This is a genomic window from Streptomyces sp. NRRL S-495 (genome assembly GCF_000966955.1).
Classification (GTDB): domain Bacteria; phylum Actinomycetota; class Actinomycetes; order Streptomycetales; family Streptomycetaceae; genus Kitasatospora; species Kitasatospora purpeofusca.
In genome coordinates this window covers 1-21,435 of the sequence record NZ_JZWY01000294.1, presented here as the reverse complement: position 1 = coordinate 21,435, position 21,435 = coordinate 1, and the positions used below count along the sequence as shown (strand labels likewise).

Genomic DNA, 21,435 nt, shown 5'->3' with positions numbered 1-21,435 from the left:
ATGCCGAGGTCCTCGCCGAGCGCCCGGGAGGACGGCAACCGGGTGCCCGGGGCGAGCCGCCCGTCCTGGACGGCCTCGCGCAGCGCGTCCTCCAGGGCGGCACGCAACCCGGCCCCGGCGGCCCGGCGTTCGGTGAGGTCGAGGTGCAGATCGCCGCCGAACGCCGTCCAGGGAGCGTTGTCACGGACCCGGCCGCCGCGGGCGTCGCGGGGCGTGCCGCGGGAGGCGCCGGGCGTGTCCCGGGGGGCGCTCCGGGGGGTGTCGGGAGCGTTCCGGGGGGCGCTCGGCACGGGGCCGGGGGTCGTTCGGGGGCGGCTCATGGCGGGATTATCCCCGCGCCCCCCGCCGCCCGCGGATCTCCGATACATTGCGCCGGACGCACGACCGCGGTGGGGGTGGCGAACATGGCTTACCGGTACGGGAGTTCGGCGGTTCCGCGGCGAAGAAGGCGACCCGGCGGCGGAGGCTGCCTCGGGGCCTTCCTGATGCTGCTCTGCTGCGCGCTGCTGGGCTACCCGCTGGCCCTGCCGGTCCTGCTGCCGGCCCTGATGAGCGCCCAGGCCCCGCCCCAGCACGTCACCCCGGGACAGGTCGCGCTCCTGGCCGCCGTCCCGTACACGGTCGCCCTGCTGCTGGACGGGCAGGCGGCCCGGCGCCGCCGCCGGGTCGCGCCCTGGGTGGTGCCCGCCCGGGCGGCCGTACTGGCCGGCACCTGCTCGCTGCTCGCCCACCTGGTCGGCGCGTACGCGGTGCCGAAGCTCCTCGGCACCCAGGACCCGGCCTCGGCGAACGGCTACACCCTGCAGTGCCTAGCGGTCGGCGCCTTCGCCTGGGGGTGGCGGACCTCGGTCCGCGCCTGGTCCGGCGACCTGCTGGAGCGGCCGCCGGTCCGCCCGGCCCGCACCGGTACCGGACGTTCCGCCACGCGCACCACCACCGTCTCCCGGCCGTCGGCGGGGGAGGTGTGGGTGGCGATGGTGCCGTTCCGGGACCGGGCGGAGGCCGCCCGGCACTACTGCGTCGTGGTCGGCACCCGGTCCGGCTACGCCGAGGTGCTGCAGATCACCAGCAAGGACAAGGACCACCGGGACGACTACATCCGGATGGAGAACGAGGGCTGGGACCGCACCGGCAAGCCCTCCTGGGTCGAGATCGGGATGGCCCCGCGCCGGGTGCCGTACGAGAGCTTCCTCTCCGACCACCCGCAGGGCCCGTGCCCGCCGCGGATCTGGCGGGAGATCCAGCGCCGCCAGGCCGCCCTCGGCGCCGCCCGGACGCCGCGTCCGCGCCCGGTCGGCGGCCCGACCCCGTCCCCCCGCGGCCCGCGCCGCCCCCCGACCTCCGCGCGCAGCCGCCAGCCCTGACCCGGATCAGCTCCAGGTCGCGCCGGCGGGCTCCTGGACCGTCGCGTTGATCCGGTTGAAGAAGTTCGTCAGCCCGATCATCAGGATGATCGCCGAGAGCTGCTCCTCGTTGAAGTGGTCCGCCGCCGCGTCCCAGACCGCGTCCGGCACCGCCTGGCCGGAACGGTCGGCGATCCGGGTCGCCGCCTCGGTCAGTTCGAGCGCGGCCCGCTCCTCCTCGTCGAAGAACGGCGCCTCCCGCCAGGCGGCGACGGCGTGCAGCCGCTCGTCCGTCTCACCGGCCTTCTTGGCCCCGGTGACGCCGGCGAACACACAGGCGCTGCACCCGTTGATCTGGCTGGCCCGCAGGTGCACCAGCTCCAGGATCCGGTGCGGGACCCCGCCCTGGTACATCGCCTTGTAGATGCTCTGGATGCCCTTCATGGCGTCCGGCAGGACCATGGCGGGGTTCTTCATGCGGGCGGTGTGGCTGGTCATCGGTGGATCCTCCGGGTCTGGGTCGTCCGCGTCCTCGTCACGCGGAGCGGTTAACGTCCGTCAAAGAACTGACGGATCCCGACGCGAGGATGTGACAGGTGGACGGGGAAGAGTTTCTGGCGGCCCGCTTCGAGGAGCACCGGCCCCATCTCCGGGCGGTGGCCTACCGGATGCTCGGCTCGCTGAGCGAGGCCGAGGACGCGGTGCAGGAAGCCTGGTTCAAGCTGAGCCGCTCCGATGTGAGCGAGGTGGCCAACCTGGCCGGCTGGCTGACCACCGTGGTCGGACGGGTCTGCCTGGACCTGCTGCGCTCGCGGGTGGCCCGGCGCGAGGACCCGCTGGAGCACCAGGAGGGCCAGGAGGTCCGGCTGCCCGATCCGGTCATCGGCGGAATCCGCGCCCTCGACCCCGAACAGGAGATACTCACGGCCGACTCGGTCGGCATCGCACTGATGATCGTCCTGGAGACGCTGGCACCGGCGGAGCGGCTCTCCTTCGTCCTGCACGACATGTTCTCGGTGCCGTTCGACGAGATCGCCCCGATCCTCGGCCGCACCTCCGCCTCCACCCGCCAGCTCGCCAGCCGCGCCCGGCGACGGGTCCAGGGCGCCGCACCCGCGCCGGACGCCGACCTGGCGCTGCGCCGCGAGGTGGTACGGGCGTTCCTGACCGCCGCCCGCGGCGGGGACTTCGAGGCGCTGCTCGCCGTCCTCGACCCCGACGTGGTGGCCCGCTCCGACGGCGGCACCCTGCGCCCCGCCACGCTCCGGCGCGGCGCGACCGAGGTGGCGACCGGGGCGAGCCTGTTCGGGTCGCAGTTCAGCGGCGAGTCCCGGATGGTGCTGGTCAACGGGGAGCCGGCCGTGGCCACCTTCCTCGACGGCCGCCCGATCTCGCTCGCGGCGTTCACCGTGCGCGGCGGCAGGGTCGTCGGCCTGGACATCTTCACCGATCCGGAGCGGCTGGAGCGGCTCCGCCTGTCGGCCGTCTGACGTCGTGCCCGACGCCGCGGGCCGGGTCGTGGGGCGGGTCGTGGGATGTCTCACGACCCGGCCCGCGGCACGCCCCTACCCCCCGTCGTCCCCGTGCGGCAGGATGTCGAAAAGATCTTGTCCAGGGATGTCGAGGCCGCGCGGCCCGCTCCGACCGAAGGGTGAGAGCGCGCCGAACGGGGCGCACGGACCGGGAGGACACCCGAGATGAAGTACATCGCCATGATCTACGGCAACCAGGCGAAGTGGGACGCGTTCCCGGCCGAGGAGTGGCCGGCGGCGATCGCCAAGCAGGAGGCGTTCAACACCAAGTACCGCGAGACCGGCGAACTCCTCGGCGCCTACGGCCTCGCCGACGCGGCCGCCGCCCAACTGGTCCGCCGCGCCGAGGGCCTGCCGGTCGTCACCGACGGCCCGTACCTGGAGACCAAGGAGTACCTGGCCAGCTTCTACGTCCTCGACTGCGAGAGCCTGGAGCGCGCCCAGCGGATCGCCGCCGACATGCCGTACGCGGACGTCGACCCGGTGGAGCTGTGGCCGATCCTGCACGAGTCCCCGTCCCCCGACGCGGCGGACGTGTGAGCGGCGGGCCACTCCCGGAGCCGGGCGGGCCACTCGTCGGACCGGGTGGCTTGCTCCCGGAGCCGGGTGGCCTGCTCGGTGGACCGGGCGGCCCCGAGGGTCTGCTGCGCGAACTCGCGCCGCAGGCCCTCGGGGCGTTGGTGCGCCGCTACGGCCGGGGCCTGTTCGACGCCTGCGAGGACGCCGTGCAGGAGGCCCTGCTGGCCGCCGCCACCCAGTGGCAGGCCGACGGCCTGCCGGAGAACCCGCGCGGCTGGCTGGTCACGGTCGCCACCCGGCGGCTGGTCGACACCGTCCGCAGCGAGGCGGCCCGGCGCCGCCGCGAGGACGCCCTCGCCCTCGCCACCCCGCAGTCGGCCCTGCTCGGCCCCGCCCCCGACGCGGCGGCCGACGCCGACCGGGACGACTCCCTGCACCTGCTGTTCCTCTGCTGCCACCCCGACCTGTCCGCGCCCAGCCGGATCGCCCTCACCCTGCGCGCCGTCGGCGGCCTGACGACGGCACAGATCGCGGCCGCGTTCCTGGTGCCCGAGTCGACGATGGCGCAGCGGATCAGCCGCGCGAAGCAGACCGTCCGCTCCTCCGGCCTGCCCGCCCGGCAGCTGGCCGAGCGCCTCGCCGAGGTCCGCCAGGTCCTCTACCTGATCTTCAACGAGGGCTACACCACCAGCGGCGGCGAGGACCTGACCGCCCCCGAACTGTCCACCGAGGCGATCCGGCTGGCCCGGCTCCTGCTCCGGCTGGTCCCGGACGACCCCGAGACGGCCGGACTGCTCGCCCTCATGCTGCTCACGGACGCCCGCCGGCCCGCCCGCACCGGCCCGGGCGGGGTCCTGGTGCCGCTGGCGGAGCAGGACCGTTCGCGGTGGAACCGGCCCCTGCTGGAGGAGGGCGTGGCCCTGATCGGCCGGACCCTGCCCCGCGGCCCGGTCGGCCCGTACCAGGTCCAGGCCGCGATCGCCGCCGTCCACGACGAGGCGCCGGACGCGGAGTCCACGGACTGGCCGCAGATCCTGGCCCTCTACGGCGTGCTCGAAGGCTTCGGCGCCAACCCCTTCGTCACCCTCAACCGCGCCGTCGCCCTCGCCCTGGTGGAGGGCCCGGCGGCCGGCCTGGCCGCGCTCGCCCCGTTGGCGGAGGACCGGAGGTTCGCCCGCCACCACCGCCTCCTCGCCACCCGGGCCCACCTGCTGGAACTGCTCGGCGACCCGACGGCCGCCACGGTCTACCGCGAGGCCGCCCGCCGCACCACCAGCGCCCCCGAACGCCGCCACCTCACGGAGCGGGCCCGCCGACTGGAGACCGACCGGCCTTCGGGGACCGACCGGTCTTCGGGGACCGACCGGTCTTCGGAGGCCGACCCCCGACTGGAGACCGACCACCGATGACCGAACGCACCGTGATCCGCGACGACGTGACCCTGGTCTGCCACGACCATGGCGGCGACGGCCCGCCGCTGCTCCTGCTGCACGGCCTGGCCGGGTACGGGGGCGAGTGGGACACGCTCGCCCGGCAGCTCGGGCCGAGGTTCCGGGTGGTCACCGTCGACCAGCGCGGCCACGGCGCGAGCACCCGGCGTCCGGCGGACGTCTCCCGGGCGGCCCACGTCGCCGATGTGGTCGCCGTGATCGAGCAACTGGACCTCGGCCCGGTGACCCTGCTCGGCCAGTCCTACGGCGGGCACGCCGCGATGCTGACCGCGGCCGCGCACCCGGAACTCGTCGAGCGCCTGGTGATGGTCGAGGCCGGACCGGCCGCCGCCTCGGCCGAGACCGTCGCCGACATCGGTGCCTGGTTCGACTCCTGGCCCACTCCGTTCGCCTCGGTGTCGGCCGCCGTCGAGTTCCTGGGCGGCGGCCCCGTCGGCGAGGCGTGGGCGGCCGGGCTCGAAGAACGTGCCGATGGCCGGCACCCGCGCTTCGACCCCGATGTCATGGTGGCGGCCCTCACCGACAACACCCACCGCTCCTGGTGGCCCGAGTGGGGCCGGATCGCCTGCCCCACCCTGGTCGTCCTCGCGCAGTCCACCATCATCGACGCCGAGCAGCTCGACCGGATGCACCGCGACCGCCCCGACAGCGTCCTGGCCAGCGTCCCCGGCACCACCCACGACCTCCACCTCGAACGCCCGGAGGCACTCGTGGAGCTGGTCGAAGCCTTCGTCGGACGGTAGCCGGCCCCGCCGCGCGGGGCCCCGGCACAGGAAGTCGGTGGGGCCGACTTCCTGCGCGGCCGGCGCCGGGCAGCCGTTGCCGCTATCGGAGCTGTCCGGGCTGGCCAGGATGATCGGGCTGTTCGGGCGCCGTGCGCAGCCGGGTGTGCAGATGGCCGTCGAGGGGGTAGTCGGGCGGGGTCGCCGGCAGGACGCGGTCGAAGGCGTACCGGCTCTTCTCCGCGACTCGGCAGGAGGCGGTGTTGTCCACCTGGTGCAGCAGTTCGAGCCGCCGGAGCCCGCCCGGGCCCAGGGTGTCGAAGGCCCAGCCGGTGAGCGCCTCCAGCGCGCGCGGCGCGACGCCCCGGCCACGGGCGGGGGCGGCCGTCCAGTAGCCGACCTCGGCGGTGGGCCCGCCGGGCGAGACCCGCTTGAGCACGAGGTTGCCCAGTGGCGGCCCCGGTTCCGCGCCCGGCCGCGCCTCCAGGACGGCGAAGGCGAACCGGTGCCCGGCCGCCCAGGCCTCCTGCTGGGTGCCGACCCAGCGGAGCGCGTCGGCCTCGTCGTCGACGACCGAGGTCGTCCAGCGGCGCAGCACCGGGTCCCGGTACACCTCGACGAGTGCGGGCGCGTCCTCGCTCCGCCAGGGCCGGAGCAGTAGAGCGGGGGCGGACGGGGTGGCGTCGACGTGCAGGACCACGGTGTCGTTCATCGGGGGATGGTAACCGGAGGCCCGGCCGACGCCTGGTCAACAGTGGTGGCACCGCTGGCCGATGGGGGTGCCGTCGTCCGAGGGGCGCGTGGCAGACTGGGCGGCCGACGGACAGTTCGTTCGAGTAGGACACGGGGGCGGGCATGACCGGTCGGGGGACCGTGCTCGGCGGGCGCTACACGCTGGCCGAGCGCATCGGCGGCGGCGGGATGGGCGCCGTCTGGCGGGCCGAGGACGCGGTGCTCGGGCGGCCGGTGGCGGTGAAGATCCTCCACCCGGCGCTGCTGGCGGACGTGATGTTCGCCGAACGCTTCCGCCGCGAGGCGCGGCTGCTGGCCCTGCTGGACCACCCGGGCATCGTCGACGTGCACGACTACGGCGAGGAGGAGCCGCCGGACGCGGACGGCGACCGCCTCGCGTACCTGGTGATGGAGCTGGTCGACGGCCGGCCGCTGGACCGGGTCCTCGCCGCGGACGGCGCCTTCCCGCCCGCCCGGGCGCTCGGGCTGCTCGCCGAGGCGCTGGACGCCCTGCACGCCGCCCACCGGCGCGGCATCGTGCACCGCGACGTCAAGCCGTCCAACCTCATGCTCCGGGACGACGGCCGGGTGACGGTCACGGACTTCGGCATCGCCCGGTCCATGGCCGGGACCAGGCTCACGGCCTCGCACGCGGTGATCGGCACCGCGCTCTACATGGCCCCGGAACAGGCCGAGGGCAAGGCCGTCACCCCGGCCGTCGACCTCTACGCGATCGGCGTGGTCTGCTACGAACTGCTCGTCGGCAGGCCGCCGTTCACCGGCGGGGGCATGCTGGAGGTGGCGCTGAAGCACCTGCGCGAGCCCGCGCCGGAGCTGCCGGGGGACATCCCGCCGGCGGTGCGCGCGTTCGTCGCGACGGCGCTGGCGAAGGACCCGGGCGACCGGTTCACCGACGCCGCGGCGATGGCGGCGGCGGCCCGGGCGGCGGTGGACGGCGAACGGCCGCCGGCGCTCCCGGCGCCCGCCGTCGCGAAGGCTGCCCCCGAGGCTCCAGCGGCCGTGGAGCCAGTGGCTGGGGAGCCTGCGATCGGGGAACCTGCGGCCGGGGAACCTGTCGCCGCTGTGGGTCCGGTGGCGAGTACGGAACCGGCCAGGCGGATGCGCCGGCGGGGCTTCCTGGTGCCGGTGGTCCTGCCGATCGTGATCTCGGTCGGTACGGCCACCGTGCTGCTCGTCGACCGCGCGCCGTTCACCTCGCAGGCGCAGGAGCCGAGTTCGCCGCCGGCGGTCACGGTGACCATGACCGCCTGGCCGACGGGTGCGTCGTCGGCCGGGGGCCTGCCCCCGACCCCGTCCGCCGTCCCGTCCGTGCCGGGTGCTCCGTCCGGTGCACCGACCGGTTCGTCCTCCTCGGCCGCTCCGGCCGCGAAGCCGACACCTCCGGCCACGACCCCGCCCACGACTCCGCCGCCCTCCGCGTCCCGGCCGGGCGGGTCCCCGTCCGCCGCCCCGAACGCTCCGCAGCCGCCCCAGCAGTCACCCGCCCAGGCCCAACAGCCCACCTCGGCGGCCCCGTCCGCCGCCCCGGCCACCGCACCCCCGGCCACCGCGCCCCCGGCGAGCACCGCCCCCGGTGCCGCCCCGGCGAACGGCTGCGGCGGCACCAACTGGGGCTACATCACCAATGTCGGCGACGGTCTCCGCATGGGCCTCTCCCAGGACGGCCTCGCCGGCGGCCAGGCCGTGGTCATGGGCGGCGCGACCGCCTACGGCTGGGTGCACACCGTTCCCAGCAGCTGGCACCAGTTCAACCCCTGCAAGCTGAGCGCCCCCGTCCTGGTGCAGGAGATGGACGGCCGGGTGGCGCTGTCCAGCGGCTTCAGCTTCCTCACCAACTGGACGGTCACGGCCGCGACCGTCCCGGGGGCCTTCTACCTGAAGGACTACATGGGCCAGAACTGCCTGACCGACAACGGAATCGGCGCCCAGCTCACCATGACCGCGTGCACCCCCGGCAACAAGTCCCAGGAGTTCCGCATCCCCTAGCGGCTGCTAGTAGCCATTAGTAGCCGTTAAGGGCTGGACGTCGGCGCTGACGATGTGCCAGGATCGTTCTGCGGCCGACCGCAGGGGGCGGTCGCAGGAGGGGAGGACCCAGTCATGTCCCAGGAGAACCCGGAGTACGTGTCGGTGCCGGTGCCGGCCCACCTGGTCCCGGCCGTGTATGCCTTCATCGCCGAGCGCAGCGGCGTCACCGCAGGCCAGGCCGGTGCCGGGGCCACTGCCGCGGAGCTCGCGATCAGGTCCCCGCAGGGCGAGCAGCAGCGCCGCCGCGACGAGTGGACCGTCGAGGACCTCCGCACGCTGATCAGCGACCGCCGCGACTCCGTCCAGGTGGTCGTGGCCATCCTCGACATCCTCGCCGAGCAGCCCGGCACCCGGGTGGCCTACGGCGACCTGGCCGGGGCGCTGCAGCTCGACCGCACCCGGCTGCGCGGCGCGCTGTCCGGCTTCACCCGCGTCCTGAAGGCCCACTACGAGCGGGAGTTCTGGCCGATGTGGTGGACCGAGGTGCCCGCGGGCGAGGGCCGGGGCAGCGAGTTCGTGTACTACGTCAGCGATGTCGTCGCGCGGCGCTGGCGCGAGGCCCGCGCCGAGGCGTGAGCGGCTGTGAAAGGCTCCGAGTGGCGGTCAACGCCACTCGGTGCCTTTCGTCCGCCTGTCACTGGCCCGCGCGTCGCTCACAGGTCCACCCGCTGCCAGCCGTCGCCGCCCGGTCCCACCGGGGCCGGGGCGAAGTCGTAGCGGACGCCCTCCGGTCCGAGGGCGAGCAGGGAGAGCGAGGAGGAGCCCCAGATCCGGCCGTCCCCGAAGTCGCGTCGCTGGACCAGGGCGGCGGGTGCGTCGAGGGGCAGTCCGTCTCCGGTGGCGATCGGCAGCCAGGCGCCCCAGGCGCGTTCGGTGTTCGGGGCGTCGGGCAGCGGCAGCGGACGGGGCTCGGCCTCGAACCGGGCCCGGAAGTGGTCGGCGCGGGCGGCCATCAGGGTGCGGATCCGCTCGGAGGCGGTGCGGCTCTCGGCCAGACCCTCCGGCCCGTCGTTGAGGACCACGCTCAGCCCGGTCGGCAGGTCCAGTCCGATGAGCCGGCCACCGGTCCCGCCGCCCCAGCTGAGTACCCGGGCGCCGTCGGGCCGGACGACGACCAGGTGGAACGGGTCGTACCGGTCGAGGTCCAGGGTGTCGATCCGGCCGCCCCGGACGGCGAGCAGCGGCAGTTCACCGCGCGAGAGCCGGGCGGCCTCCGGTGCCGAGGTGCCGAAGCCGTTCAGCAGGCAGGCCGCGACCGGTCCGGAATCCCCGGAGCCGGTGCCGCCCGGCTCCACCGCGAGCCAGGTCCCGCCGGCGACCAGGTCCAGTCCGCCGACCGCCGAGGGCTGCGCGGGCCAGTGGCGGCCGGGCGGCGACCAGCGCCGTCCCATGTACTCGTCCCGCACCGACAGCAGCAGTACCGGCACCGCCGCGGACGGCTCGATGCTCACGAACGCCGTACACACGTCCTGTCCCCCTGACCTCGCCCCTCCCTGCGATCCTCGCACGCCTGTTCGCCGACCGGGAGAGGTAGGTCATTGGGGCGTCCTGGGCGTCCGGGACGCACCGGACGCCCAGGAAGAAGGGGGCGCCCAGGATGCTCCCGGGCCCTTCGCCCGGCCCCGTCCCACCGCACTCCGCATACTCCGCACACTTTGCAAAGTGCACTTTGCAAAGTGTGCGCAACCCGAGTCATGCCCCTTGCCCCGCCCTGATTCGGGCCTTCCCCGTCCTTCCCGATCTTCTCCGCACTTTGCAAAGCCATACTTTGCAAAGTGCGGGGTGCAAAAGCAGAGGGAGGGGAGAGAGTAGGGGAGGGCGGGCGGCAGCGGCTGCCCGCCACTGGAGTGGCCCACGATTTCCGCGCCCGAACGTACCGAAGCGCCAGGCCACCACGCCCCTAGGCTGAGCGCCATGACGACCACGAACAACACCCCCGTCACCTCCGCCGACAGCCCGGTCCCCGCGCCCGCCCAGCGCATCTCGCTCCCCGACGTCGCCCCCGACTTCTACAAGGCGATGCTCGGCCTGGACCGCCGGGCCCGCCAGGGCGTGGACCCGGTGCTCGCCGAACTGGTCAAGGTGCACGCCTCGATGATCAACGGCTGCGCCTTCTGCGTCGACATGCACAGCACCGACGCCCTCGGGAACGGCGAGCAGAACCACCGCCTGCTCTCCCTCCCGGCCTGGCGCGAGACCCCGTGGTTCACCGCCAAGGAGCGCGCCGCCCTGGCGCTGACCGAGTCCTTCACCCTGCTCACCCAGGGCCATGTGCCGGACGCCGTCTACAACGAGGCGGCCGCGCACTTCGAGGAGGCCGAGCTGGCGCAGCTGATCGCGCTGATCATCACCATCAACGCCTGGAACCGGATCGGCGTCGGTACCCGGCTCAGCCCGGCCGCGAAGTAGCGGGGCGGCGGACGATGACGGTCGAACAGCGGGAGAAGGCCCGCGTCCTGCGTGAACTCCACCGCCCGGGCGAGCCGTTGGTGCTCGCCAACGTCTGGGACGCGACGAGCGCCCGGCTGGTCGCGGCGGCCGGGGCGCGGGCCCTCGCCACGGCCAGCGCCAGCGTCAGCTGGGCGCTCGGCAGCGCCGACGGCGAGGGCGCCGACCGCTCGCCGGTGCTGGCGCAGACGGAGCTGATCGTCCGTGCGGCCGGCCCGTTGCCGGTCACGGCGGATCTGGAGAGCGGGTTCGCCGGGACCGCCGCGGGCGTCGGCGGGACGGTCGAAGCACTGCTAGCCACCGGCGCGGTCGGCGTCAATCTGGAGGACGGGGGCCGGCCGGTCGCCGAGGCGGCCGAGCGGATCGCGGCGGCCCGGGCGGCGGCGGACGCGGCCGGGGTGCCGCTGTTCGTCAACGGCCGCACCGATGTCTTCCTGCACGCCGGGGGTGCCGCGGACCCGGCGGAGCTGCTGGACGAGGCGGTGACCAGGCTGCGGGCCTACGCCGAGGCGGGCGCTGACGGTGTGTTCGCCCCGGGGGTGTCCGATCCGGCGGTGATCGCCGCACTGGTCGGGGCCGTTCCGGCGCCGCTCAATGTGCTCGCCGGCCCGGGCTCGCCGTCCGTGCCGGAGCTGGCGGCGCTGGGCGTGGCCCGGATCAGCCTGGGGCCCGGCCTGGCGAAGGCGGCGTACGCGGCGGTGCGCCACGCCGCCGAGGAGGTGTACGGGGACGGAACGTACTCCGCGCTCGACGGCGGGCTCGACTACGGGGAGCTGCAGGGGCTGTTCGTCACCCGGTGAGCGCGCCGAGCGCTCCGAGCGTGCCCACGGCGTGGTTGACGACATTGCCGTTGGAGCAGGTGGTGGGCCCGGCGCCGTGGCTGCCGAGGGCGGGGACGGCCGCGAACTCCTGCAGACAGGCCGCGGCGGAGGCGAAGTCCGGCCCGGTCGCCGCGCCACCACCGGAGCCCGCGCCCGCGCCCGAGCCCGCACCCGAGCCCGACTGCGAGCCCGAGCCGGACGGCCCCTCCTCGCCCGCGGCGAACGCGGCGGTCGGCGCGGCGGCCAGCGCCAGCGCGGCCAGCAGGAGCGCGCCGGGCCGCCGCACGCCGCTCACAGGCCGTACGCCGCTCACAGGCCGCACGCGGCTCACAGGCCGTGCCCGATCTCGCCGCTGAGGCCCGGGTGGGTCATCTGGTTGGTGCCGATGGCCTCGATCTCGCTCGCCGTACCGCCGACCACCGGCAGGTCCTTGGCCTCGTGCAGCAGGAGGTCGGCGGGGGAGAGGGTCATCCCGTTGGACAGGCCGCCGAGCGCGTCCGGCGAGGCCGCGGTGGAGGTGGCGGCGGACGCGGACGGCACGGCGGCGGCGAGACCGGCCACGGTGAGGGCGGCCAGGGTGGCGAGTTTCTTCATGAACCCCCCAACGACCCGGCCGCCCCGAGGTCACCGCAACCCGCGCGGCGACCGGCGGGTCAGACCGTGACCCGCAGCGTGCGCACGCTGTTGCTGACGAACGAGGCGATCGGCTCCGGCTCCGGCCCGTCCGCGAGCGCGAGCCGGGGGTAGCGCTCGAACAGGAACCGCAGCGCCGTCTCCGCCTCCAACCGGGCCAGCCCCGAGCCCAGGCAGAAGTGCGGGCCGTGCCCGAAGGACAGGTGCCGGTTCGGCTGCCGGCCGAGGTCGAAGCGGTCGGCGTCGGGGTAGTGGGCCTCGTCCCGCCCGGCGGCCGCGTACGAGGCGAGCAGCGCCTCGCCGCGCCGGATCACCACGTCACCGACCCGGATGTCCTCGGCGGCGTAGCGGAGCGGGAACTGTCCGACCGGCGAGTCGTACCGCAGGGTCTCCTCGACCACGGCCGACCACGGCACCGTGCCGTCCAGCACCGTCCGCAGCTGCTCGGGGTGGGCGAGCAGGGCGCGCACCGCGTTGGTGATCAGGTTGAGCGTGGTCTCGTGCCCGGCCACCAGCATCAGCAGCAGGGTGCCGACGAGCTCCGGCTCGCCGAGCCGGTCGTCCTCCTCGCGGGCGGCGATGAGGTCGGTGGTGAGGTCGTCACCGGGTTCGGCCCGCTTGGCGGCGACCACCGAGGCGAGCAGTGCGAACAGCGACTGCTGCGCGGCGGCGGCGGCCCCGGGGGTGGCGGAGCTGGAGACCAGGGTGTCGGACAGTTCGTGCAGCTCGTCCTGCTGCTTGGGCGGCAGGCCGAGCAGTTCGCCGATCACCTGCATCGGCAGCGGGTAGGCGAAGTGCTCGCGCAGGTCGAACGCGCCGTCCAGCTCGCCGATCCGGTCGAGCAGGGCGGTGGTCCTGGTCTCGACGGCGGGCTGCAGGGCGGCCACCCGGCGCGGGGTGAAGGCCTGGGTGACGAGTCCGCGCAGCCGCCGGTGGTCCTCTCCGTCGACGGTGATCATGCCGGGGACGGTGACGAAGTTGATCAGTGGCCAGCCCTCGGGCAGCCGGCCCTCCCGGAACACCGTCCACAGCTGGGGGTCCTTGCCGACGCGGGGGTCGGCGAGGAGCTCCTGGAGGGTGTCGTGGTGGGTTATCGCCCAGACCACCACCCCGCCAGGGAGTTCCACCAGGACCGCCGGGCCGGCTCCCCGGAGCCGGGCGTTCTCCCCGTGCTGGTCGCGTCCGAAGGCGTCGAGGACGACGGGCTCGGTTCTTCCGTCCCCAGGGCCGTCCCCGGCGTCTGCGGAGTCTGCGGTACCTGCGGCGGTGTCCATGCGGAGGGCCTCTCGGGAGCTGGCGGTCGGGGCGGGGTGAAGGCGCTGTAGAGCACCGGCAGGCTGATCAGGGCGCGCGACCAGGGGGACGGGCGCCAGGCCAGCTCGTGCGGGGGGACGGCGAGTTGGAGGTCCGGCAGGCGGTGCAGCAGGGTCTCGACGGCGGTCTCGACGATGATCCGGGCCGGGTGCTGGGCCGGGCAGACGTGCTTGCCCGCGCCCCAGGCCAGGTGCGCCCGGTTGCCGCCGATCGACGCGTGGCCGATCGACGCGTGGCCGAGGGCGCCGGGGCCCTGGGCGGCCGGGTCGGCATTGGCCGCGGCCAGGCCGAGGACGAGCATGTCGCCGCGGGCGATGAACTGGCCGCCGAGCACGGTGTCCGAAGTGGCCCACCGGCCGGGGAAGTTCTGCGTCGGCGGGTCGCGCCAGAGCACTTCCTCCAGCGCGTCTGCGACGGTCAGCCGGCCGCCGGTGAGGGTGGCCCGGAAGCGCCGGTCGGTGAGCAGCAGCCGCAGGGTGTTGCCGGTCCAGCAGATGGTGGTCTCGTTCCCGGCGATCATCAGTACCACCAGGTGGTGCACCGCCTCCTCGTCGGTCAGCGCGGCCGGGTGGGCCAGCAGCCAGGAGGTGAGGTCGGCCCCGGGCGTGGTCCGGCGCCGCCGGACCAGGTCGACCAGGAGGGCCTGGAACTCCTGGTTGGCGCGCACCGATTCGGTGCCGCTGTCGGCGATGTGGCTGATCAGCCGGATGAGGTGCGCGCCCGCCTCGTCGGGCAGGCCGAGCAGTTGGGTGAAGACCAGCAGCGGCAGCCGGCGCGCGTACTGGCCGACCAGGTCCGCGGTACCGTCGGGGCCCCAGCTGTCGATCAGCGCGTCGGCGGCGGCCTCGGTGGTCTCGCGCAGCTGCCGGTGGTCGACCCGGGCGAGGGTGTCGGCGACGGCGGCGCGCAGCCGCTGGTGCTCGGCGCCGTCCAGGTTGAGCAGGGTGGGGCGCCAGGAGGTCATCGGCTGGAGCCGTGAGTCGGCGGCCAGCCGGCCCTCGGCGGGGACCCGCCAGCGGCGCGAGTCCTTGGAGAACAGCGCCTCGTTGCGGGTGAGTTCGAGCAGCTCGGGGTAGCCGAGGACGAGCCAGGACTCGACCCCGGGCTCCAGCTCGATCGGTGCCACCGGCCCGTACTGGGCGCGCAGCCGGGCGTACAGGCCGTGCGGGTCGTCGGCGACGGCGGAGCCGTAGAGCGGGGTGAGCGGCACCCCGACCGGCAGCCCGCCGGGCAGGGTGCCGCTGTGGGCCGCGGTCGGGGGGACGCCCTCGTGGGCGGTGGCCGGCGGGGCGCCGCCGGCCGCGTGCGCGGGGCACCCGGGCGGCGGGACGGCCGTCGTACCGGGCTCGGGAACGGTCATCGCTGCGGCTCCAGGACGGCGGTGCGGTACAGGTGGTCGACGAAGTCGATCAGCAGGTCGTACGCGGCCCGCCGGTCCCGGGCGTCGCAGTACAGGATCGGCGCCCCGGGCAGCAGGTCCAGCGCCGACCGCAACTCCTCCTCCGGGTAACTCGGGGTGTCCGGGAAGGTGTTGACGGCGACCGCGAACGGGATCTGCTGCTCCTCCAGCCGTCCGAGCACGTCGAAGCTCTCGTCCGGACGCCGCAGGTCGACCATGGCGATCGCGCCGAGCGCGCCGCGCGACAGGTCGTCCCAGAGCGGCCAGAACCGCTGCTGGCCGGGCGTGCCGAACAGGTACAGCGCGAGCCGGGGGTTGAGCGTGATCCGGCCGAAGTCCAGCGCCACCGTGGTGGTGGTCTTGCCGCCGCGCCCGGTGAGGTCGTCCACACCGGTGCTGGCGGCCGTCATGGTCTCCTCGGTGCGCAGCGGGGAGATCTCGCTCAGCGAGCCGACCAGGGTGGTCTTGCCGACCCCGAACGGGCCGGTGACGAGGATCTTCACCGCGCCCTGGACGGACGGCGGCAGGTACTGCGGTGCGGCGGGAGGGCCGGCGACCGGGTCAGCGGAGTTGGCGGAGGCCAACGAGTACCTCTTCCAGAAGAGTGGTGGGCAGGCGTTCGGCCTGCGGAACGGGCGGGAGTACCTGGACGGCGCCGAGGTCCCAGAGGTCGCCGACCAGGACCTTGACGACACCGAGCGGCAGCCCCAGGTGGGCCGACACCTCGGCGATCGACAGCAGGCTGTGGCAGAGGTCCAGGATCCGCCGGTGCTCACGGTTGAGCAGGGCGTGCTCGGGGAGTTCGGGCCGGTCGGGTAACGCGACGACCAGGCTCTCGAAGGCCAGCTCGGTGCGGGTGGGCCGGCTGCGGCCGCCGGTGATGACGTAGGGGCGGACCGGACCGCCGCTCACCGCTGGCCCCCCGCCGCGAGATCGGCGCGCGGCGGGCTGGTGAGGTGGGCGCCGATCCGCTCGACCAGGACCTGCATCTGGTAGGCCACCAGGCCGGCGTCCACGTCGTCGCCGGTCACCACCGCCAGGTGGGCCCCGGCCCCGGCGGCGACGATGAAGAGGTAGCCGCCGCCGTACTCGATGACGATCTGCCGGGTCGCGCTGCCGCGGCCGCCGAAGCCCTGGGCGACACCGCGGGCCAGCGACTGGAGGCCGGAGCAGGCCGCGGCGAGCCGCTCCGCGTCCTCGCGCACGATGCCCTCGCTGCGCCCGATCTCCAGGCCGTCGTTGGACACCACGACGGCGTGCTGGACCTGCGGGACGTTGACGATGTCGGCGAGCAGCCAGCCGAGGTCAGGGGTGGTGGTCATGGAACTCTCCGGGGCGCTGGGGAAGCTGGGGGGAAGGGGGAAGGGAAGGGTCGTGCGGGTCCTGGGAGCCGGCCCGGGCGGCCGAGCGGCCGCCGGCGGTGCCGGCCTGGAACATCGACATGAACGCCTGGGCCTGCTGCGCCGAGCGGTACGGCGGGGCCGGCGGCGGGGTGGGGGCGGCGTTGGCGGCGTGCCGGGTGGCGGCGCGGCCGCGGCGGTGGCTCCGGCGGGGCAGCGGCGGCGGGGCGGTGTCCGGTGCGTCGCCGGCTGTCGGGTAGCCGGCGACGGGCGGGTACACGGGCGGGTAGCCGGTGGTCGTCGCGGGGTCGTACGGCGCCGGGTCGTCCAGGTCGTACGGGATCCCCTGCGCCGAGTGCGGCGAGTGCGGCGGGTACGGGGAGTGCGGTGCCTGCGGCGTGTACGGCTGGTAGGGCTGGTACGGGTCCTGGGGTACGTGCGGTGCGTGCGGCTCGTAGGGCGCGTGCGGGCGGTCCGCCGGGACGTCCGGGTACGCCGTCGCGGCGTCCGGGTACGCCGCCGGCTCGGGCAGGTCGGGCCGGGCCGGGGGGACGGCCCGACCCCGGGGCCCGGACCGCGCGGGCGCGGCCGATCCCCCGAACACCGCGTCGCCCCGGCCCAGGCCCGGCACGGTCGGCGGCAGCGGCTCGGTGAGCAGCGCGTTCGGCAGCAGCACCACGACCCGCACTCCGCCGTACGGCGAGGGCGCGGAGCCGATCGTGACCCGGAACCCGTACTGCTCGGCGAGCCGGCCGACGGCCGCCAGGCCGAGCTGGGGCACCTCGCCGAGGCGGGAGACCTCCAGCGTGGACCCGCCGGCCAGGGCGTCGGCGGCCTTCTCGACGGCGGGTTCGGGCATCCCGACACCGCCGTCGTCGATCTCGATCACGGCCCCGTTGTGCACCGGCATCAGGGTGACGTACACCTGGGTGCTGGGCGGGGAGTAGCGGGTGGCGTTGTCCAGCAGTTCGGCCACGGCGTGGATCAGCGCCTCGGCGGCGGCGCCGACCACGGCGGTCTCGATCCGGCTGCGGATCATCACCCGCTGGAACGGCAGGATGCGCGACTGGGCGCCGCGCACGACGTCCTCCAGCGAGACCGGCTCGGGCCAGTGGCGGCCGGCCCTGGCTCCGCAGAGCACGGCCAGCGTCTGGGCGAGGCGGGCCTGTTGGGCGGCCGCGTGGTCGGCCTTGAGCAGGCCCTCCAGCAGGGTCGGGTCGTCGTGGGTGCGCTCCATCTCGTCCAGCAGGGCCTGCTGGTCGTGCGCCATGACGAGGATCCGGCGGGCCACGCTGAGGAAGGCCCGCTGGGTGGAGGCGTTGAGTTCGTGGTCCTGCTGGGCGGCGGCCAGTTCGGTGCCGCGGCGGGAGAGTTCGGCCGAGAGCTGTTCCCGGAGGCGGGTGATCTCGTGCTCCTGCTGGGTGACCCGACGGCGCTGGGTGGCGGATACCGCGCGGTAGCGGGCGGCGGCCACCAGGGCGAGAGCGGCGAGCACGCCTGTTGCCGTTGCGCACCACTGAGTCATCGTCACGCGGCGAATTCTAGGGCGATGATCCTATGAAGGTGCGACCGGATCTCGCCAGGTGACCGGATCTCATCGATATCCCGTCAATACCGCGCCGGTCCGCACTGGTTCGGACGCGATCGGACTGTCCGTGGGCAGTCGACCGGTGTCCCGTCAGCCCCGCTGGTGCACAGTCGACAGGCGGTGCAACAGCAGCAACGCGACGTCGTCCGGACGCGAACGCCGCTCGGTCACGTTCAGGGTGAGCAGATCGGCCAGCTTTTCCAGGTCCGGCCCCGGCTCGACCCGGACCGGCCCGGCGTTGCGCGCCCACAGCTCCAGCCCGCCGAGCATCCGGTGCACCGACTCGTCGTAGTCCTCCTCGCGGTCCTCCACCAGGCCGTCGGTGTAGGCGAGCAGCGTCTCGCCGGGCGGCAGGTACTCGACCGCCAGCGGGTACGGCCGCTCGGGGGCCACGCCCAGCGGTGGGCCGCCGGGCAGGTCCAGCTCCACCGCCCGGGCGTCCGCGGTGACCCGGACCGGCGCCGGGTGCCCGGCGCGGGCCGCCCGCAGGGTGCCGTCGGCCGGGTCGAGGGTCAGGTACAGGCAGGTGGCGAACAGCTCGGTGTCCAGCTCGGTCAGCAGCCGGCTGGTCCGGGCGAGCGTGGCGGCCGGGTCGTGCCCGTCGGTCGCGTACGCCCGCAGTCCGCTGCGCAACTGCCCCATCACCGCCGTGGCCTCGGCGTTGTGGCCCTGGACGTCCCCGATCACCAGCCCGATCCGGCCGTCCGGCAGCCGCAGCAGGTCGTACCAGTCGCCGCCGATCTGCATGCCCTCGGTGCTCGGCAGGTAGCGGGCGGCGCTGGCGATCCCGGGCAGTCGGGGCAGGGTGCGCGGCAGCATCGCGCGCTGCAGCTCGGTCGCCCGGTGGTGGTGGGTGTCGTAGAGCCGGGCCCGCTCCAGGGACTGGGCCAGGATGCCCGCGAACGAGGAGTAGAGGGTGCGGTCCTCGCGCCCGAACGCGCGCTCGGTGGCGAAGGTGATCAGACAGGAGCCGACCTGCCGGCCGGAGGCGATCAGCGGCAGCACCGCCCACGCGGCCGGGGCGAGCGGACTGCCGGTCCCGCCGCCCTCCCCGCTGCCTGTCCCGCCGGCGGCTCCCACAGGCTGCTCCGGACCGCGCCCGTGCCCGTGCCCGCGCCTGCGCCGGGCCGGCTCGCTGAACAGCGGGGCCGACCGGGCCAGGGCGCGCTGCATCACGCCCTCCGAGAGGTCGGCCAGCCGGGTCAGCTCGGTGCGCCGTTCGCCCCCGTAGACGGTGTGCGAGACGGGCAGCAGCCGGCCCTCGTCGACCAGGTCCAGCACGATGCCGGCCGCTCCGAAGGCCGGCCGGCAGATGTCGGTGACGGCTGTGGTGACGTCCCGGACGGTGACCGCCCGGGACAGTGCCCGGGTGAGCGCCAGCAGCAGCGCCGACCGGGCCCCGGCGGCGGAGGCGCCCTCGGCGCTGCCGGCGGGCTCCTCGCCAGGGGCGGACGGGGTCGGGGACCGCCTGCCGGGCGGTCCTTCCCGGGGCGGGCGTTCGCCAGGGGCCCGGCCGTGGTCGAGGTCGGCGATCAGGCCGGCGATCCGTACCGGGCGGCGGTGCACGTCCAGCATCACCTCGCCGGTCTCCTCGATCCGGATCACCCCGCCGCCCCGGCGCGGCACCCGGTAGCGGATCCGGTACGGGCCGCCGGTGGCGAGCGCCTCGGCCATGGCGGCCTGGACGTCCGGGAGGTCCTCGGGGTGGACCACGAGGTCCAGGGTGGGCGCGGGGGAGGTGCCGCCGCCCTCCGGCGCCGGCCGGCCGACCAGCCGGAGTGCCTGGGCGTCCCAGTGGGTCTCGCCGGTGACCAGGTCGCGCTCGAAGGCCCCGTGCCCGGAGGCCCGGACGGCGAGCGAGAGCATCGAGTGGGACGTCGCGGTGGCCGGATCGCCGGCGCCGGCGCACGAGCCGGAGCGCACCCCGTCCGCCGCACCCCGGTCCGAGCGACCCTCGTGCCCCGAGTGCTCCCCGCGTCCCAGGTGTCCCCCGGTCCGGTCCGGTCCGCCGACTGCCCCGGTGCCGGCCCTGGCGTGCTCCAGCAGGTACCCGAGCCGGTGCCCGCAGGCGTCCGCGAGGGTCTCCAGCACGTCCAGGTCGCGCCGGGGGACGGTCCCCCGATGGGCGAGCGCCAGGGCGAGGACGCCCAGCGGCCGCGTGTCGACGACCATCGGCAGGGTGGCGACGGCGACCATCCCGGTGCCCATCCCGGCGTTCCGGTTCGGATAGTCGGCGCTGGTGCGTTCGGGGCTCAGCAGATAGGGGCGGCGCAGTCGCAGTGCCATCGCGGCGGGCAGGTCCCCGGCCGGATCGACCACGCTGTAGCGCTCGTGGGCCCAGTCGGGCAGGCCGTGGGAGGCCGTGAGCCGGAGCATCCCGGTGGAGTCCAGCAGGTAGAGCGCCGAGCCCTCACCGGTGATCCAGCTCGGGCCCTCGGCGAGGACGGTGCCGAGCAGTTCGGTGGCGCCGGTGCAGCCCAGCAATAAGCGGACGCAGCGCATGGCACTGCGCGCGGTGGGGCTGCTGCGCGGGTCCACGGGATGGCCGGCCTCTCGGGTGCCTTATGGGGCAGTTAATTCTTAATACCTTATTTCTTAATCCGGTGAGGGGAGAGTCGAACGGTGTGCCCCGGGGCGGCCGGGCCGCCTGATGTGCGTGGGTCCCCGCCGGGTCCGGTACCCTTCTCCGTACGACGTGCCGCCCCCGGGGTGGCGGGTCGTAACGGCGCGGGGCTATAGCTCAGACGGTTAGAGCGCTTCCCTGATAAGGAAGAGGCCACAGGTTCAAGTCCTGTTAGCCCCACACCAGTCCGAAGGGCCCGGAGCAGCACGCTCCGGGCCCTTCGGCGTTCCCGCCCCTGCCTGCACCGTCTCGGCCGGTGCCTCCGCCGGCTCCGGGCCCGTCCGCGCTCGTCTGCGCTCGTCCGGTGCCCGTCCGCGCCCGTCCGGGCTCAGTGGGGCCAGCCGCGCAGCCCGGCGGTCAGTACGGTGATCATCCGCTCCTGGGTCTCCCCGAGGTCCTCGGCGAGCTGGAAGGCGCCGGCCGTCGACAGCGCGGCGAAGCCGTGGGCCAGCGAGCGGAAGGTGCGGGCCGCGTGGATCGCCTCGGAGCCCTCCAGCCCGTACCCGCGGAGCACCGCGACGATCACCCCGACCAGTCGGGCGGCCGCGGTGGTCAGGTCCTCGTCCGGCCGCGGGGCCTGCGGCAGCGCGGCGTACCGGTGCGGGTGCTCGGTGGCGTACGCGTGGTAGGCCCGCAGGACGGCGGCGACCGCCTCGTCCCCGCTCCGGCCGAGCGCCGCCTCGGCGAGCCGGTCGGCCAGCTCCTCGGTGACCCGGACGGCGATCAGCCGGCGCAGTTCGGTCAGTCCGCCGCTGACGTGCTTGTAGAGGGACGGGGTGGCGACCTTGGCGCGGGCGGCGACGGCGGCCAGGGTGAGGGCCTCGGGGCCGTGCTCGTCGACGATGGCGAGGGCGTGGTCGACGACCTGCTCGGGGGTGAGTCCGACTCGGGGCATCGTGGGTCTCCTGATGGGCGTGGTGG

The 21,435-nt window shown here is 74.9% G+C and carries 22 protein-coding genes, 1 tRNA gene and 1 pseudogene; 10 read left to right on the top strand and 14 right to left on the bottom strand.

Going from position 1 to position 21,435, the window contains the following annotated elements:
• Positions 1-320, bottom strand: a pseudogene (locus tag VR45_RS48670) (GntR family transcriptional regulator); the annotation flags it as partial.
• Between the two features lie 165 nt (positions 321-485).
• Here VR45_RS48670 and VR45_RS45665 point away from each other — a divergent pair.
• Positions 486-1,364, top strand: a complete 879-nt coding sequence (locus tag VR45_RS45665) for a hypothetical protein (RefSeq protein ID WP_052709148.1) — start codon at positions 486-488, stop codon at positions 1,362-1,364.
• A 6-nt stretch (positions 1,365-1,370) separates the two neighbouring features.
• On the opposite strand, the gene VR45_RS16735 is transcribed toward VR45_RS45665, so the two are convergent.
• Entirely contained in the window at positions 1,371-1,841 is a 471-nt protein-coding gene (locus tag VR45_RS16735; protein ID WP_234325997.1) for a carboxymuconolactone decarboxylase family protein, read from the bottom strand.
• Between the two features lie 98 nt (positions 1,842-1,939).
• Here VR45_RS16735 and VR45_RS16730 point away from each other — a divergent pair, with 98 nt between their 5' ends.
• From VR45_RS16730 to VR45_RS16715, 4 genes are all read left to right on the top strand, one after another.
• Positions 1,940-2,833 carry a sigma-70 family RNA polymerase sigma factor gene (locus VR45_RS16730; protein WP_045940557.1) on the top strand — a complete coding sequence of 298 codons (894 nt, stop codon included), beginning with the start codon at positions 1,940-1,942 and terminating at the stop codon, positions 2,831-2,833.
• Positions 2,834-3,040: 207 nt separating this feature from the next.
• Positions 3,041-3,415, top strand: a complete 375-nt coding sequence (locus VR45_RS16725; protein ID WP_043467212.1) for a YciI family protein — start codon at positions 3,041-3,043, stop codon at positions 3,413-3,415.
• Positions 3,416-3,465: 50 nt separating this feature from the next.
• Positions 3,466-4,803, top strand: a complete 1,338-nt coding sequence (locus tag VR45_RS16720; RefSeq protein WP_234325996.1) for a DUF6596 domain-containing protein — start codon at positions 3,466-3,468, stop codon at positions 4,801-4,803.
• Positions 4,800-5,588: an alpha/beta hydrolase gene (locus tag VR45_RS16715; protein ID WP_045940556.1), complete on the top strand. Its 789-nt coding sequence runs from the start codon at positions 4,800-4,802 to the stop codon at positions 5,586-5,588. Before VR45_RS16720 ends, VR45_RS16715 begins: the two co-directional genes overlap by 4 nt.
• Before the next feature lie 82 nt (positions 5,589-5,670).
• Here the strand turns inward: VR45_RS16715 and VR45_RS16710 are convergent, their stop codons facing one another.
• Positions 5,671-6,279: a GNAT family N-acetyltransferase gene (locus tag VR45_RS16710; RefSeq protein ID WP_045940555.1), complete on the bottom strand. Its 609-nt coding sequence runs from the start codon at positions 6,277-6,279 to the stop codon at positions 5,671-5,673.
• A 143-nt stretch (positions 6,280-6,422) separates the two neighbouring features.
• Between VR45_RS16710 and VR45_RS16705 the strand changes: the two genes are divergently transcribed.
• Positions 6,423-8,306, top strand: coding sequence for a serine/threonine-protein kinase (locus VR45_RS16705; protein ID WP_052709147.1), 1,884 nt, complete (start codon positions 6,423-6,425; stop codon positions 8,304-8,306).
• A gap of 114 nt (positions 8,307-8,420) precedes the next feature.
• The gene (locus VR45_RS42390) at positions 8,421-8,924 is read left to right on the top strand and encodes a hypothetical protein (protein ID WP_052709146.1); all 504 of its coding nucleotides are present in this window, start codon (positions 8,421-8,423) and stop codon (positions 8,922-8,924) included.
• A 77-nt stretch (positions 8,925-9,001) separates the two neighbouring features.
• Here the strand turns inward: VR45_RS42390 and VR45_RS16695 are convergent, their stop codons facing one another.
• Positions 9,002-9,799, bottom strand: a complete 798-nt coding sequence (locus VR45_RS16695) for an NRDE family protein (RefSeq protein ID WP_199925955.1) — start codon at positions 9,797-9,799, stop codon at positions 9,002-9,004.
• A gap of 463 nt (positions 9,800-10,262) precedes the next feature.
• Between VR45_RS16695 and VR45_RS16690 the strand changes: the two genes are divergently transcribed.
• Together VR45_RS16690 and VR45_RS16685 are read left to right on the top strand one after the other, a co-directional pair.
• Complete coding sequence (locus VR45_RS16690; RefSeq protein ID WP_045940553.1) at positions 10,263-10,757, top strand: carboxymuconolactone decarboxylase family protein; 495 nt, start codon at positions 10,263-10,265, stop codon at positions 10,755-10,757.
• 14 nt (positions 10,758-10,771) lie between these two features.
• Entirely contained in the window at positions 10,772-11,596 is an 825-nt protein-coding gene (locus tag VR45_RS16685; RefSeq protein ID WP_045940552.1) for an isocitrate lyase/phosphoenolpyruvate mutase family protein, read from the top strand.
• On the opposite strand, the gene VR45_RS16680 is transcribed toward VR45_RS16685, so the two are convergent.
• The 9 genes from VR45_RS16680 to VR45_RS42380 all read right to left on the bottom strand — a co-directional run bounded on the left by VR45_RS16680 (position 11,586) and on the right by VR45_RS42380 (position 20,429).
• Positions 11,586-11,912, bottom strand: a complete 327-nt coding sequence (locus tag VR45_RS16680; RefSeq protein ID WP_045940551.1) for a hypothetical protein — start codon at positions 11,910-11,912, stop codon at positions 11,586-11,588. The two genes, VR45_RS16685 and VR45_RS16680, sit on opposite strands and share 11 nt — an antisense overlap.
• A 32-nt stretch (positions 11,913-11,944) precedes the next feature.
• On the bottom strand, positions 11,945-12,211 hold the full coding sequence (locus VR45_RS16675) for a hypothetical protein (RefSeq protein ID WP_030397828.1): 267 nt from the start codon (positions 12,209-12,211) through the stop codon (positions 11,945-11,947).
• Between the two features lie 59 nt (positions 12,212-12,270).
• Entirely contained in the window at positions 12,271-13,377 is a 1,107-nt protein-coding gene (locus VR45_RS16670) for a cytochrome P450 (RefSeq protein ID WP_234325995.1), read from the bottom strand.
• Complete coding sequence (locus VR45_RS48665) at positions 13,341-14,924, bottom strand: cytochrome P450 (RefSeq protein WP_234325994.1); 1,584 nt, start codon at positions 14,922-14,924, stop codon at positions 13,341-13,343. Before VR45_RS48665 ends, VR45_RS16670 begins: the two co-directional genes overlap by 37 nt.
• Positions 14,921-15,547, bottom strand: a complete 627-nt coding sequence (locus tag VR45_RS16660; protein WP_045940549.1) for an ATP/GTP-binding protein — start codon at positions 15,545-15,547, stop codon at positions 14,921-14,923. Before VR45_RS16660 ends, VR45_RS48665 begins: the two co-directional genes overlap by 4 nt.
• On the bottom strand, positions 15,525-15,875 hold the full coding sequence (locus tag VR45_RS16655; protein ID WP_045940548.1) for a DUF742 domain-containing protein: 351 nt from the start codon (positions 15,873-15,875) through the stop codon (positions 15,525-15,527). Before VR45_RS16655 ends, VR45_RS16660 begins: the two co-directional genes overlap by 23 nt.
• A complete protein-coding gene (locus VR45_RS16650) occupies positions 15,872-16,285 on the bottom strand; it encodes a roadblock/LC7 domain-containing protein (protein WP_045940547.1) in 414 nt (137 codons plus the stop codon). Before VR45_RS16650 ends, VR45_RS16655 begins: the two co-directional genes overlap by 4 nt.
• Complete coding sequence (locus VR45_RS50080; RefSeq protein ID WP_078896583.1) at positions 16,269-17,828, bottom strand: ATP-binding protein; 1,560 nt, start codon at positions 17,826-17,828, stop codon at positions 16,269-16,271. The genes VR45_RS16650 and VR45_RS50080 overlap by 17 nt, the downstream gene beginning before the upstream one ends.
• A gap of 153 nt (positions 17,829-17,981) precedes the next feature.
• Positions 17,982-20,429 carry a SpoIIE family protein phosphatase gene (locus VR45_RS42380; RefSeq protein ID WP_159394235.1) on the bottom strand — a complete coding sequence of 816 codons (2,448 nt, stop codon included), beginning with the start codon at positions 20,427-20,429 and terminating at the stop codon, positions 17,982-17,984.
• Between the two features lie 191 nt (positions 20,430-20,620).
• On the opposite strand from VR45_RS42380, the gene VR45_RS16635 reads away from it, so the two are divergent.
• Positions 20,621-20,694, top strand: a tRNA-Ile gene (locus VR45_RS16635).
• Positions 20,695-20,842: 148 nt separating this feature from the next.
• Here the strand turns inward: VR45_RS16635 and VR45_RS16630 are convergent.
• Positions 20,843-21,409, bottom strand: coding sequence for a TetR-like C-terminal domain-containing protein (locus tag VR45_RS16630; protein WP_045940546.1), 567 nt, complete (start codon positions 21,407-21,409; stop codon positions 20,843-20,845).
• Positions 21,410-21,435: the final 26 nt, after the last annotated feature.